This window comes from Bradyrhizobium sp. 134 (assembly GCF_023074155.1).
Lineage (GTDB): Bacteria > Pseudomonadota > Alphaproteobacteria > Rhizobiales > Xanthobacteraceae > Bradyrhizobium.
The window spans coordinates 115,303-127,913 of sequence record NZ_JADPKX010000006.1 but is presented as its reverse complement, the minus strand read 5'-3'; the positions used below and the strand labels follow the sequence as shown (position 1 = coordinate 127,913).

The window sequence follows — 12,611 nt, the reverse complement described above, 5'->3', positions numbered from 1 at the left end:
CTACTCCGCCGCCTGGGCGTTGATCTCCGCCGAGACCTCGCGGATGGCGCGCGCGAGCATGTTGGGATCCTGCGCGCCGGAGACGGCGTATTTTTGCGCGAACACGTAGGTCGGCACGCCGGAGATGCCCTTCTCGGCGGCTTCCTGCGCGTCCGCCGATACGCGCGCGACGTCCTCGTCGGTCACAAGGCGCTTGCGCACGTCGTCGGCATCGAGGCCGACCTCGGCAGCCGCCTGCACCAGCACGTTCAAATCGGTGAGGTCGCCGCCGTCGCGGAAGTAGAGCTCCATCAGGCGCTGCTTCATCTCGGGCGCCTTGCCGATCGCCTCGGCCCAGAGGATCAGGCGGTGGCAGTCGGTGGTGTTGGGCTGACGCGCGACAAGCTCCGGCCGGTAGACGAGCCCCTCTTCGCCCGCTGCCGCAACGACGCGTCCCGCAATGCCCTTATAGGCCTCGACCGAGCCGAACTTCTTGGTGAGATACTCGTCCCGGCTGATGCCCTCGGACGGCACCCAGGGATTGAGGAAGAAGGGACGGAAATTGAGCTTGACCGGAACGTCGGGCACCAGCGCCAACGCGCTCTCGATCCGGTGCTTGCCGATATAGCACCAGGGGCACACCACGTCGGAAACGACGTCGATCTGGAGCGGCTTTAGGGTGCTCATGAGCGCCTCCTTCGGGCGTTGCGGGTTGTGCCCAAAGATAAGCCGAACCCGTTCCGAGGCAAGGCCGCTAGCTCATGGCTGCTGCCATTTGTCGGAGCCGCTCGGCGGTGCGCTCGTCGGCCGGGAAGAAGGTTTCCAAAGCCAGCTCCGACAGCGTGATGTCGACGGGCGTACCGAACACCATGGTGGTGGAGAAGAAGCTTAGTATCTCCCCGTCGTGGCGCAGCTTGAAGGGGATCGCGACATTGTCGCTCGACAGCGGCGCCGCGCGCGCCGGGATCCGATAACTCTTCAGGTCGTTGTACAGCTTGATCAGCTCGGGATCGGCCGTCGCCTCGCATTGCCGGTGCAACCGCTCCAGGAGATGCCCGCACCATTCCGCGAGATTGACCGTGCGCGGCGCCAGCGCCTCCGGATGGAAGGCGAGCCGCAGCACGTTGAACGGCTGGCCGAGCAGTCGCTGCGGAATGCCGGCGAGCAGCGGCGCCAGCATGCGGTTGGCGGAGACCAGATTCCAGTGCCGGTCATAAGCCAGCGCCGGATTGGGCTCGTGCGCCCTGAGGACGAGGTCGATCGCCTGGCGGGCTGATTTCAAGGCGGGATCCTCCAGCGGGCGCTGCGGAAAGGCCGGGGCGTAGCCGGCGGCGACCAGCAGCACGTTGCGTTCGCGCAATGGCACGTCGAGACGTTCGGCGAGTCTGAGCACCATGTCGCGCGAGGGTGCGGCGCGGCCGGTCTCGACGAAGCTCAAATGCCGCGCCGAGATTTCGGCCTCGCCGGCGAGATCGAGCTGGCTCATGCGGCGGCGCTGCCGCCATTCGCGCAAATGGTCGCCGATATGGATTGGTTGGCTGCGTTCGGCCTGCGCCGTGGATGCATGTGCGTTCATGGTCGAAAACCTAGCACGCAGATTTCGGCCCTTCCATTACGTCGGAGGTAATCGAATTGGTCCGCGGGCCGGCGCATCTTGGGTCGCAACAGGAGACGACCATGATCGCACTGCTGCTCTACCGGACCGTCACAGACCAGCTAGTTCCCTGGGCCATGGCGCTCGCAACCCGGATGCTGGCGCGCAGCCTCAACGTGCCCGAGCCGCTGGTGCATTCGACTGGCGACTACGTCGTCGCGCAGGTCACGGCCTTCGAGCACAGCGTCGGCAGGAGCCTCTGCCCGTTCCGCCTCGCCCGCCTGCTTCGGGCCTGGTGGCGCGGATTGCACTGAGTTTCACCTCGAGCCCACCCCAACCATGGAGACCCACGATGATCGACGCATCCACCTTCCTTCGCCGCGCGCTCCTTGCCGACGCGATCTTCAGCGGCGTCGCCGCTCTCAGCTTCACGTTCGGCGCCAGCGCGTTCGCGTCGCTGTTCAACCTGCCTGAAGCGCTGCTGCGCGAGACCGGCCTGTTCCTGATCGCCTACACGGCACTCGTCGGCTGGCTCGCCTCACGCGCCTCCGTGGCAAAGCCGCTCGTGCTGCTGGTCGTCGTCGGCAACGCGGCCTGGACGGTCGGCAGCATTGCGCTGCTGCTCTCGGGCGCGGTGTCGCCGAACCTTGCCGGCGAGCTCATGGTCGTGGCACAGGCGATCGCGACCGGCGTGTTTGCCGAACTGCAATATGTGGGATTGCGCAGGAGCGGGAGTGTGCTGGCTGCCTGAGGCCACATCACTCGCTGTCGTCGCCCGGCTTGACCGGGCGACCCAGTATTCCAGAGGCAGTCGTCGCATACTGAAAGGCCGCGGCGTACTGGATGCCTCGCTTTCGCGGGGCAGGACTGTTGTGCGAGAAGCTCGAACTCAGGCTACGCCCGCGCGCGGCCGTTCGCCTTGCCAACAGCGACGCCGTTGAGCTTCTTCTTTTTGGCGGCCTTCGCACCCGCCTTCTGCGCTTTGCGCTCCGTGCGCGCCTTCACCTTGGCGCGCTCGGCCCGCGCCTCGGCGCGCAGCTTCTTGCGCTTCTTCTCGCAAGATTCGCACTTGCAGCCGATCGGCTTCAGGTAGGCTTTGAAATAATCGGTGCCGTAGTCGTAATTGATCTCGTCGCCCGGCTCGATGTTCTTGATGGCGCGGATGAAGACCTTGCGCTCGCGCGGCCGAACGTCGGATTCGGCGTTGGGCCGGCACGAATGGTTGATGTAGCGCGCGAGGTTCTTGCGCACCGAGCCGTCGATGGTCCAGCGGCCGTTGAGCTCGAACAGGTATTTGTTCTCGATGTCGTCGTGCTCGGGAATCCGGGAGTCCAGGATCGGTCCGTAATAACGGATGATCCGGGTGCCCTTCTTGATCGGCTTGGTTGCGAAGAGGCCGAGCCCGGTTTTCGAGCGGCCGACGCGATAAGGTTTGTTGGACGAGGTGGCTGGCATGATCACGAAAAACGAGGACGCGAACGAGGCTGAAAGAGCCCAAGCGAAGCCGCTCTTCTAGAACGATTCCGCGCCGCTGTCAGGTGTCTGTCGACCCTGTTTGAACCTTGCCCACAATCAAGACGTCTGATGGTACGGAGTTCCCGCTCGACCAAAGGCATCGTCATGTTCCGCATCACCAGCGCAGCTCTGGCCATATTGCTCCTGGCCATGTTGCTGATGTGCAGCGGTCTCGGCCGCGCCGACGCCCAATCCGTGGGCAGCCAATATACCTCGACGGCCCCGAAGGATTGCCGCCAGATCGGCAAGCCCAGCGAGCTCGACGGCAGCACCACGCGGGTCTGCAAGGGCAAGGATGGCCTCGTGGTCCTGATCGCCGAGGATGATCTTCGTGAGGTGGTCTCCGTCGGCCGCAATCGCAAGGCCGCGGCCGAGGAACCGGCGGCAAAAGTCTGGTTCGCTCCGTTCAACTCGTCCGAGACCACCGTCGAATGGCGCACCGCGGGGACCAAGCCGTTTGCGATGATCCAGCGCTGGCACATCGCCGATGGCACCGATCCCGACAAGCAGGGGCGGCCGAACACCAAGGCCATGCTCATCGTGACCCGGCTGCCACCCGGCCCCGTCTGCCACGTCGCCTATGTCGACGCGATCGCCAACCGGAACGCCAATGAGCTCGCGCGCAAGGCGGCGGACGAATTCGCCCGCAGCTTCATCTGCGGCAAGGACGAGGTGAAGATCATCGGCGCGCGCGGCCGCGCGGTCGAACTCGCGACGATGCGCTAGGCTTTCGTCTTCGCCCGCGTCTTGGCGCGGCGGTAGCGCGCCAGCAGGCGCTCACCTTTTGCGGCGATGCGCCGCGCCGCTGCCACCGTTCTCGGAACCGGCTCGCCCCAGGCATGCGCCGACAAGGCGTGCCGGGTCGGCCGGCCGTTGGCATCGACGAGGGGCGGCAACTTGGCGCGACCATAGAAACGGACGGCCCAGCTTCCCTTGCGCCGCATCTCCTGCGGTGTCATCTCGGATGCCGTCTTGGTGACGCCCGGCCGCAGATGTGCGCCTTGCTTGCGCGCGAAAGCCTTGCGGCCCGCGGCGGTCAAGCCGCCCCGCGGATCCTTTTCGGGTGCGGATGCGCGGCGCTTGCGCGACGTCGTTGCAGCTTTCTTCTTTGCAGACTTTTTCCTTGCGGCCTTCTTTGTAACCTTGCGCTTGGGCGTCTTCTTCTTGGCGGATTTTTTCTTCGAAGCTTTCGCCTTGGACGGTTTCTTCGCTGCCATGCGCATGTTGTCTACGAGGTTGGGATAGCTGCGCCCGGCGCGGCGAGCACGCGCCTTGGCCGCCGATTTCTGCGCAGGCGTGAGATGCTTGGACGCCTTGCCGGCGCGCTTGCGCGGGTTTGATCGTTTCCAGGGGGCACGGGATGATTTTGCCATGCGGCGTCAACGCCTCATCACGGCTGCGGTTGCGCTCGTCCCGACCGAATCAGGGACCCGGCAACTTCCCCGTCACCGGCGACATCAGCATCGCCTCGAGCAGGCGTTCGGGCGTCGTGCCCTCGGGCAGGCGCCCCAGAATATCCTCAAGCCGCCCATCGAGCAGCAGCATGGTAAAACCGTGCACCATCGACCAGGCGCGCGCGATCGCGGCGCCCTGATTGAGCGTCAGCGCGTCGCCGCGGATCTGTTCCTGCCGCATCATGCCGACGGCATTGGCAAGCCCCGCGAAGGACGCCTCGGCGGCCTCGTGCAGCGACGGCCTGGAATAGTCGAGGCGCTCGGTGCGGAACATGATGCCGTACATGCCAGGATGAGCCTGGGCATAGGCGACATAGGCTTTCGGCCGCGCCAGCGCGCGCTCGAGCGGGGTGGTGGCGCTATCAGAGGACGAGGCCATCGCCGCATTGAACTGGCGGAAGCCGACTGCCGCGAGCTCACTGAGAAGCCCGGTGAGGTCGCCGAAATGATGGGTGGGCGCCGCATGCGAGACCCCCGCTTCGCGCGCCACCGCGCGCAATGTCAAGCCGGCGAGCCCGTCCCGCTCCAGCACCCGTTCGGCGGCCTGGAGCAGCGCCTCGCGCAGCGCGCCGTGATGATAGGGCGCCACGGACTTGACGCTCGCCGGTTGTCGCGCGGGACGCGCCGGCGCGCTCGCCTTTTTTGAGGTGCGCGCACCGCGCGCAGTTTCTGTCCTGATTTCGCTCTTGCCCATCGGCCAGCTATAGGACGCCATATTGACAGTGTAAAGATTTCGCTTGACCAAGCCCCCTCACACGACTATTTCATCTTTACGATGTAAAGATTAGGAGGGATACGCCGTGCAGCAGGACGCCGTTGCCGAACGCCGCCACAATCTCGGTCCGATCCCGTTCGAGGCCGACGCGCCCTTCCTGAAAATCATCGGTGAATTGCCGCGCGACCTGAACGGCACGCTCTATCGCAACGGCCCCAATCCGCAGTTCGACTCGCCCGGCGCGCACTGGTTCGTCGGCGACGGCATGCTGCACGCATTTCATCTCGACAATGGCCGCGCCAGTTATCGCAACCGCTGGATCCGCACGCCGAAATGGCTGGCCGAGCACGATGCCGGCCGCGCGCTGTTCGGCGGCTTCGGCCGCAAGCTGCCGGATGCGCCGCAAAACCTCACTGACGGCGGTGTCGCCAACACCAACATCATCTTCCATGCCGGCAAGCTGCTTGCGCTGGAAGAAGCGCATCTGCCCACCGAGATCGAGCCGGGCACGCTCGCAACGCGTGGCTATCACAATTATCACGCCCGCGTTGCCGGCAGCTTCACGGCGCATCCCAAGATCGATCCCGTCACGGGCGAGCTGGTGTTCTTCGGCTACAACGCCGCGGGACCGCTGACGCCCACCCTCTCCTACGGCTCGATCGATGCGTCCGGCAAGGCGACGCGCTTCGAACGCTTCGAGGCGCCCTATGCCAGCATGGTGCACGACTTCATCGTCACCGAGAACCACGTGCTGTTTCCGATCCTGCCCCTCACCGGCAGCATGGAGCGCGCGATGAGCGGACGGCCTCCCTACGCCTGGGAGCCGGACAAGGGCGCCTATGTTGGCGTGATCAAGCGCAAGGGCAGCGCGAAGGACATCGTCTGGTTCCGCGCTGAAGCCTGCTACGTCTTCCACGTCATGAATGCGTGGGAGGACGGTGACCGCATCATCGCCGACGTCATGCAATTCGAGGAAGCGCCGCTGTTTCCGCATCCCGATGGTCGGCCGACCGACCCGGAGAAGTCGCGCGCGCGGCATTGCCGCTGGACGTTCGATCTCTCAGGCGACACCGACCGCTTCCAGCAGACCTATCTCGACGATCTCACCGGCGAGTTCCCGCGCATCGACGACCGCCGCGCCGGATTGAAGAGCCGTCACGGCTGGTACGCCTGCGCCAATCCGAAGCTGCCGATGTTCGGCGCGCTATCCGGCGTCGTCCATGTCGACGGCAATGGAACGCGCCTCGGCCATTATCTGCTGCCGGCCAGCGACACCATTTCCGAACCGGTGTTCGTGGAGCGGTCGAAAGATGCTGCGGAAGGCGATGGCTGGCTGCTGGCGGTGGTCTGGCGCGCGCGGGAGAACCGCAGCGACCTCGCCGTGTTCAACGCCGGAGATGTCGAGGCCGGCCCCGTCGCGCTGGTGCAGCTCGGCCATCGCGTGCCCGACGGTTTTCACGGCAATTGGGTCGGCGCGACCTAGTTCTCCTCTCGACATCGCTGATGTCACCAAAAGGCCTCTTCATGCACATGCCCTCGATCGCCGCGGACCGCCTCGCTGTCCTGATCCTGTTCCTGATCTGCGCCGGGATCACGCTCCAGATGATCCGACCGCGGCGGAGCGGCCAAATCGTCTTCGACGGCGGCATCCTGCTCGCCTTCGTCCTCTCAACCGCCTGTGCGTTACCTCTGCTGTCGCACCTGCCCTGGGCCGGCTTCGTCGACGAAATGGCCGACCAAGCCGTTGCAGCAATTCAATTTTTGGAAGTCGCTTACGTCATTTTGACATTGTAAAGATTTTGCTTGACCCCGACTCGCTCCTGACCTATTGATCTTTACATCGTAAAGATAAGGACTGACCGAGGCGAACCATGGCGATCTTCCTGATCCTCGCGCCCTACGGCGCCTTTACTTTCCTGATGCTGGTGACCTCGGCTACGATCAGCGTCTTCGTAGCCTCGGCAATCTGTCTCGCGACCGTCGCGATCGATGTCATGCGCGGCCGCTCGGTGAAGATCCTGGCTATGGGCTCGGCGCTGCTGTTCGCCGCAATCGGCCTCCACCTCGTGCTGTTCAACCCGGCGCTCGGCACACTCGGTGTCACGCTGTCGGTCGACATTGGCATCTTCGTCATCTCGCTCGGCTCGATGCTGGTCCGCCGTCCCTTCACGCTGCAATACGCGCTCGAATCCGTGCCGGCCGAGATCGCGGCAATGCCCGGCTTCCACTATGCCAACTACGTCATCACCGGCGCATGGACCGCGGCTGCACTGCTGATGGCGGCCGCCAATCTCGTGCTGCTCTATGTCCCCGGCCTGCCGCTCTGGTCGAGCCTTGCGGTCGCCTTCGCCGCCCGCAACAGCGCAATCTATTTCACAAAATGGTATCCCGAATATCGGCAGATCAAGTACGGTGCGCCGGCCAGCGCCCTGCCCCACACTCGCTGAACAGGATCGACGATGAAGGACGTATTCGCCCGCCTCTCCTCCGACCTCTTCTCCGCCATCGTCTTCCTGGTCATCTACCTCGTGACCGACAACGTCGTCCTGGCAACGTCGGTCGCGATTGCCGGAGCGATCGCGCAGGTGATCTACGCGCGCGTCAAGGGGCAGCAGCTCAATTACATGACCTATGCGAGCGTCGCGCTCGTCGTCGTGCTGGGCACGGTCACGCTGCTGACCAACGACCCCCGCTTCATGCTCGCAAAGCCCTCGATCGCACATTTCGCGATCGGTGCCATCATGCTCAAGCGCGGCTGGATGCTGCGCTACATGCCATCGATCGTCGTCGAGACCGTTCCGGAGTACGTGACGGCAGCGGGTTATGCCTGGGCCGCGCTGATGTTCGTGATCGGTGCCGGCATGATCGCCGTCGCCTCCACAGGCGATCTGAAGCTGTGGGCGTTCTACATCACCGTGGTCGCGGGCGGCGCCAAGATCATCGCCTTCGCCGTGCAATATGTCGTGCTCCGTCTCATCGTCACCAGCCGACGGCGCGCCGCCGCCCGCGCCTAAATGCCACCAACGGAGCGTTAGGCGCGGGCGGCGAGTTGCGCTATACGCTCGGCCGGGACTGGTCCGCGGATCGTCGCGGTCCGCCGGGATCTTGGGAGACGCGAATGGCCGTCGACGGCAACTGGACTCTGACCCTGACGACACCCATGGGCGAGCGTAAGGCGACGCTGAGCCTGACGGCTGCCGGCGGCACGCTCACGGGGACGCAGGGTGCGGAAGGCGATACAGCCGAGATTTTCGACGGCACCGTCAGCGGCGATGCCGTCAACTGGAAGGTCTCGATCACCAATCCGATGCCGTTGACGCTCGAATTCATCGGAACCGTCTCCGGCGACAGCATGAGCGGTGAGATGGGCATCGGCCCGATGGGCAGCTTCCCGTTCACCGGCACGCGCGCGTAAGCCGCGCGGCAACCGTGCGCGCGCTCGGTTTCATCGCGGCGACGATCCTGTGTGTCGCGACCCAAGCGGCGCGCGCGGACGATGCCGAACCGGCGTGGCGGGCTAGCGCGCTCGCCATGCTACCGGCAGGTTATGTCGCCGGCACCGCCTATCGAACCGAAGGTTCGACGGGCTACCTCGCCGTCTATCCGGCCCCATCGAACGATCCGAAGTCACCTGCAAGCGTGTTCGTCGCGCGCCAGGCTCTCGTGGTCGCGCTGACGCCGGATGCGACGCGCGCAGTCTCGGCCGAATTGAAGCCGCGTAGCGGGCCGGATCCTGACAACGACGACACTGAGTTCGGAAAGCTGCACGCCGATCTCGCCGCCAAGCGCTCAACGCTTCCCGACGGCACCGAGCCCTGTGATTTCGGCGCATGGTCCGTGGACAAGGATCCTGACGGCTTCAACGTGCGCGCCGAGCCATCGATCAAGGCGCGTGTGCTCGGCACGCTTCCGCCGCCTTACCGGCTCAAGCTCGGCGGCAGCGAGAACACGCCCGATGGCGGCTGGCTCACTGAATTCCGCATCATCGGCTTCAAGAACGGCTGGTTTCTGATCGAAGGCGCCAAGCCGCCGGGCAAGGACTACGAGGACGACAAGAAATATCCGCGCAGCGCGCCAAAGCCCTATGCCGGACGCGGCTGGGTCGCCTCCAACAAGGTCGGCGCGTCCTACGCCAATGGCGCGACACGCATGGGCGGTCTGTTCCAGGCGCCCTTCGTCGATGCGAAATGGATGCCGGCCCAGCGCGAGCTCGGCGGCCCGATCGACACCGACGGCGGACCGAAGCACATCTTTGCTTGCAGCGGTCTCTGGGGCCTTGTCGAGAGCCAGGACGGCGTCCGCGGCTGGTGGCGCGGGCTGTGCTCCAACCAAGTCACGAATTGCAGCTAGCACGCTGAGGCATCCGCATCGTCATGGCCGCGCCTGTCCCGGCCATCCACGTCTTCCTCGCCGCACCAAGAACGTGGATTCCCGGGACAAGCCCGGGCATGACGATCGTGGTGGGGTGCATGCACAATCACTCGCACGCAGGTGCGAGTGAGGCAGCTAACCCAGATTCAGCTCCTTGAAGAAGTCGTTGCCCTTGTCGTCGATGATGATGAACGCCGGGAAGTCGACGACCTCGATGCGCCAGATCGCTTCCATGCCGAGCTCGGGATATTCGAGCACCTCGACCTTCTTGATGCAGTGCTCGGCAAGGTTCGCCGCGGCACCGCCGATCGAGCCGAGATAGAAGCCGCCATATTTCTTGCAAGCCTCACGCACGGCCGCCGCCCGGTTGCCCTTAGCCACCATCACCATCGAGCCGCCGGCGGCCTGGAACTGATCGACGAAGGAATCCATACGGCCCGCAGTGGTGGGGCCGAACGCACCGGAGGCGTAGCCCTCGGGCGTCTTGGCCGGGCCCGCGTAATAGACCGGATGGTTCTTGAAATAGTCCGGCAGCGGCTCGCCCTGGTCGAGCCGCTCGCGCAGCTTGGCATGCGCGGAATCGCGCGCGACGATCATGGTGCCGGTCATCGAGACCCGCGTCTTGGTCGGGTACTTCGAGAACGTGGCAAGGATATCCTTCATCGGCTGATTAAGGTCGATCTTGACGACCTCGCCGCCGAGCGACTGCTCGACCTCAGGCAGATACTGCGCCGGGTTGTGCTCGAGCTCTTCGAGATAGACGCCGTCCTTGGTGATCTTGCCGAGCACCTGGCGATCGGCCGAGCAGGACACGCCCAGCCCGATCGGCAGCGAGGCACCGTGACGCGGCATGCGGATCACGCGCACGTCGTGGCAGAAATATTTTCCGCCGAACTGCGCGCCGACGCCGAGCGACTGCGTCATGTTCAGGATTTCCTGCTCCATCACGAGATCGCGAAACGCGTTGCCATCGGGCGAGCCGTGGGTCGGCAGCGCATCCAGATAGCGAGCCGACGCCAGCTTTACCGTCTTCATGCAGAGCTCGGCGGAGGTGCCGCCGATCACGATCGCGAGGTGATAAGGCGGGCACGCCGCAGTGCCCAGCGTCAACACTTTCTCCTTGAGGAAGGCGAGCAGCCGGTCCTTGGTCAGCACCGAAGGCGTCGCCTGGAACAGGAAGCTCTTGTTGGCGGAGCCGCCGCCTTTTGCCATGAACATGAACTTGTAGGCGTCATCACCTTCGGCGTAGATCTCGCACTGCGCCGGCATGTTGTTGGCCGTGTTCTTCTCCTCGTACATCGACAAGGGCGCGACCTGCGAGTAGCGCAGATTGCGGCGCAGGTAAGCATCGCGCGCGCCTTCCGACAGCGCCGCCTCGTCGTCACCGTCGGTGATGACGTTGCAGCCCTTCTTGCCCATGATGATCGCGGTGCCGGTGTCCTGGCACATCGGCAGCACGCCGCCGGCGGCGATGTTGGCGTTCTTGAGAAAGTCCAGCGCGACGAACTTGTCGTTCGGGCTCGCCTCGCCGTCCTCCAGGATCGCGCGGAGCTGCTTCAGATGACCGGGCCGCAGATAGTGGTTGATGTCGCCAAAGGCGGCTTCCGACAGGTCCCGCAGCGCCTCGCGCGACACCACCAGCATGTCTTTCCCCAGGACCTTCTCGACCCGCACGCCCTCGGCCGTGATCTTCTTGTAGGGCGTCTCGTCCTTGCCCAGCGGAAACAGCGGCGTGTGCTTGTAGGGCGGAACGGGCTTTGCGGGGTCGGGGAAGGCGGTGGGAGCGTTCATGGGCTGGAATCTCGGGGTTTTGGAGCCCTCGCATGGGCCCCTTTCATAGAAGCGTTCTAAGCTTTTTTGCCGCAAAGGGAAGGCGCTCTGGTGCGGTCGGGGCATCCGGATTCGGCGGCTGGCCGCGGACACCAGGCCCTCATGATGCCAGTGAAGACCCTGGGTGCACCCCTTGCGCTACGCGCGGGACGACGATTGAATGCGCCCGCTAAGGGGCTTTTCATCATGACATTGAACTTGCACGTCCGCGGCGCGATCCTGGTTGCCGCCGCCATCACCGGCCTTGTGACCCTCGTCTCGCCCGCTCGCGCGGACCGCTGCGATGACAGCGCCAAGGAGCTGGCGAACCAAGTCGATCGCCTCAAGGTGAATTTCCGCGCCGCGAATGTCGTCTATCTGACTCATCCCGCGGCCAAGGAATTGTCCGTGGCTTGCCGTGGCGACAAATATTCGATCGAGCTCTATGCCAAGGGCGATCGCAAGCCGAAACCGGAGTTCTTTACGCTGGTAGGGTCGATGGCGGCGATCGTCTTCACCGTGACCAAGGACGATACGACGACGGGCGCGACACGCTGCCTGAAACGGATGGGGCTCTTGCGCGGCGACAAGATCAGCATGCGTTACCGGCGTCTCAACATGGAATGCACCCGCACCAAGACGGATGCGTCCATCGCGATCACGCGCGGCAAGGACGAATAGGCGGTCCCCCGCGCGGTGTGCGTCCGACAGCACACCGCCCACTACAGACTCCGTATTCCGAGCGAAGCGAAGCAATCCAGAATCCCTCCGCGGAGACAGACTGGATTGCTTCGCTGCGCTCGCAATGACGAGGAGAGGTCCGAGAGCACATCCCACCGCACCAGATCCCTCGCATTTTAACGATTGGCTTGAAGGAAATTTCGGGTCTCGCGGCGCAGGATCAATTGTTTCCATATGTGAGGATTTGTGGATGAGCGTTTCTACCGTTTCGCCGCCGCCGATCGCGATCGTGGTGCCGAGCTACGACACGACCAAGCAGCAGGACGACCAGATCAAGACCAAGGACAACGACCCGACCTATAAGCCGCCGCCGCCTGCGCCGCTGCCGCCGGGTCAGGGTACGCGGATTGATCAGCTCGCCTGATCAGCCGCGTCGAAGATGAAATGCCCGATCCGGTCGATCCGGCTTTTCGCGTGTCCGGCCGTATCTTCG

17 protein-coding genes are annotated in these 12,611 nt (G+C 64.5%); 11 read left to right on the top strand and 6 right to left on the bottom strand.

Going from position 1 to position 12,611, the window contains the following annotated elements; genetic code table 11:
* Together IVA75_RS01355 and IVA75_RS01350 are read right to left on the bottom strand one after the other, a co-directional pair.
* Complete coding sequence (locus tag IVA75_RS01355) at nucleotides 1-666, bottom strand: DsbA family oxidoreductase (protein ID WP_247287315.1); 666 nt, start codon at nucleotides 664-666, stop codon at nucleotides 1-3.
* Nucleotides 667-733: 67 nt separating this feature from the next.
* Nucleotides 734-1,555 carry a helix-turn-helix transcriptional regulator gene (locus IVA75_RS01350; protein ID WP_027567624.1) on the bottom strand — a complete coding sequence of 274 codons (822 nt, stop codon included), beginning with the start codon at nucleotides 1,553-1,555 and terminating at the stop codon, nucleotides 734-736.
* Between the two features lie 101 nt (nucleotides 1,556-1,656).
* Here IVA75_RS01350 and IVA75_RS01345 point away from each other — a divergent pair, with 101 nt between their 5' ends.
* Together IVA75_RS01345 and IVA75_RS01340 are read left to right on the top strand one after the other, a co-directional pair.
* Nucleotides 1,657-1,887 (top strand): hypothetical protein, encoded by a 231-nt coding sequence (locus IVA75_RS01345; protein WP_247287316.1) that lies wholly within the window; start codon nucleotides 1,657-1,659, stop codon nucleotides 1,885-1,887.
* Nucleotides 1,888-1,925: 38 nt separating this feature from the next.
* Entirely contained in the window at nucleotides 1,926-2,324 is a 399-nt protein-coding gene (locus tag IVA75_RS01340) for a hypothetical protein (RefSeq protein ID WP_247287317.1), read from the top strand.
* A 143-nt stretch (nucleotides 2,325-2,467) separates the two neighbouring features.
* Here IVA75_RS01340 and IVA75_RS01335 read toward each other — a convergent pair whose 3' ends face one another.
* On the bottom strand, nucleotides 2,468-3,028 hold the full coding sequence (locus IVA75_RS01335; RefSeq protein WP_027567622.1) for an SET domain-containing protein: 561 nt from the start codon (nucleotides 3,026-3,028) through the stop codon (nucleotides 2,468-2,470).
* A gap of 165 nt (nucleotides 3,029-3,193) precedes the next feature.
* On the opposite strand from IVA75_RS01335, the gene IVA75_RS01330 reads away from it, so the two are divergent.
* The gene (locus tag IVA75_RS01330) at nucleotides 3,194-3,814 is read left to right on the top strand and encodes a hypothetical protein (RefSeq protein ID WP_247287452.1); all 621 of its coding nucleotides are present in this window, start codon (nucleotides 3,194-3,196) and stop codon (nucleotides 3,812-3,814) included.
* On the opposite strand, the gene IVA75_RS01325 is transcribed toward IVA75_RS01330, so the two are convergent.
* Nucleotides 3,811-4,461 (bottom strand): DUF6321 domain-containing protein, encoded by a 651-nt coding sequence (locus tag IVA75_RS01325; protein ID WP_247287318.1) that lies wholly within the window; start codon nucleotides 4,459-4,461, stop codon nucleotides 3,811-3,813. The genes IVA75_RS01330 and IVA75_RS01325 overlap by 4 nt on opposite strands.
* Nucleotides 4,462-4,510: 49 nt before the next feature.
* Nucleotides 4,511-5,236 carry a TetR-like C-terminal domain-containing protein gene (locus tag IVA75_RS01320; protein WP_247287454.1) on the bottom strand — a complete coding sequence of 242 codons (726 nt, stop codon included), beginning with the start codon at nucleotides 5,234-5,236 and terminating at the stop codon, nucleotides 4,511-4,513.
* A gap of 106 nt (nucleotides 5,237-5,342) precedes the next feature.
* Here IVA75_RS01320 and IVA75_RS01315 point away from each other — a divergent pair, with 106 nt between their 5' ends.
* The 6 genes from IVA75_RS01315 to IVA75_RS01290 all read left to right on the top strand — a co-directional run bounded on the left by IVA75_RS01315 (nucleotide 5,343) and on the right by IVA75_RS01290 (nucleotide 9,607).
* Complete coding sequence (locus IVA75_RS01315) at nucleotides 5,343-6,740, top strand: carotenoid oxygenase family protein (RefSeq protein WP_247287319.1); 1,398 nt, start codon at nucleotides 5,343-5,345, stop codon at nucleotides 6,738-6,740.
* Between the two features lie 41 nt (nucleotides 6,741-6,781).
* Entirely contained in the window at nucleotides 6,782-7,051 is a 270-nt protein-coding gene (locus IVA75_RS01310; protein ID WP_247287456.1) for a hypothetical protein, read from the top strand.
* A gap of 77 nt (nucleotides 7,052-7,128) precedes the next feature.
* Nucleotides 7,129-7,704, top strand: a complete 576-nt coding sequence (locus IVA75_RS01305) for a hypothetical protein (RefSeq protein ID WP_247287320.1) — start codon at nucleotides 7,129-7,131, stop codon at nucleotides 7,702-7,704.
* A 12-nt stretch (nucleotides 7,705-7,716) separates the two neighbouring features.
* The gene (locus tag IVA75_RS01300; RefSeq protein ID WP_247287321.1) at nucleotides 7,717-8,271 is read left to right on the top strand and encodes a septation protein IspZ; all 555 of its coding nucleotides are present in this window, start codon (nucleotides 7,717-7,719) and stop codon (nucleotides 8,269-8,271) included.
* Nucleotides 8,272-8,375: 104 nt separating this feature from the next.
* The gene (locus tag IVA75_RS01295; RefSeq protein WP_007602176.1) at nucleotides 8,376-8,672 is read left to right on the top strand and encodes a hypothetical protein; all 297 of its coding nucleotides are present in this window, start codon (nucleotides 8,376-8,378) and stop codon (nucleotides 8,670-8,672) included.
* A 14-nt stretch (nucleotides 8,673-8,686) separates the two neighbouring features.
* On the top strand, nucleotides 8,687-9,607 hold the full coding sequence (locus IVA75_RS01290; RefSeq protein WP_247287322.1) for an SH3 domain-containing protein: 921 nt from the start codon (nucleotides 8,687-8,689) through the stop codon (nucleotides 9,605-9,607).
* Nucleotides 9,608-9,763: 156 nt separating this feature from the next.
* Here the strand turns inward: IVA75_RS01290 and IVA75_RS01285 are convergent, their stop codons facing one another.
* Entirely contained in the window at nucleotides 9,764-11,419 is a 1,656-nt protein-coding gene (locus tag IVA75_RS01285; protein WP_247287324.1) for a fumarate hydratase, read from the bottom strand.
* Between the two features lie 225 nt (nucleotides 11,420-11,644).
* Here IVA75_RS01285 and IVA75_RS01280 point away from each other — a divergent pair, with 225 nt between their 5' ends.
* Both IVA75_RS01280 and IVA75_RS01275 read left to right on the top strand, forming a co-directional pair.
* On the top strand, nucleotides 11,645-12,118 hold the full coding sequence (locus IVA75_RS01280) for a hypothetical protein (RefSeq protein WP_027567612.1): 474 nt from the start codon (nucleotides 11,645-11,647) through the stop codon (nucleotides 12,116-12,118).
* A gap of 250 nt (nucleotides 12,119-12,368) precedes the next feature.
* Nucleotides 12,369-12,542: a hypothetical protein gene (locus IVA75_RS01275; RefSeq protein WP_007612258.1), complete on the top strand. Its 174-nt coding sequence runs from the start codon at nucleotides 12,369-12,371 to the stop codon at nucleotides 12,540-12,542.
* The last annotated feature ends 69 nt before the right edge of the window (nucleotides 12,543-12,611 follow it).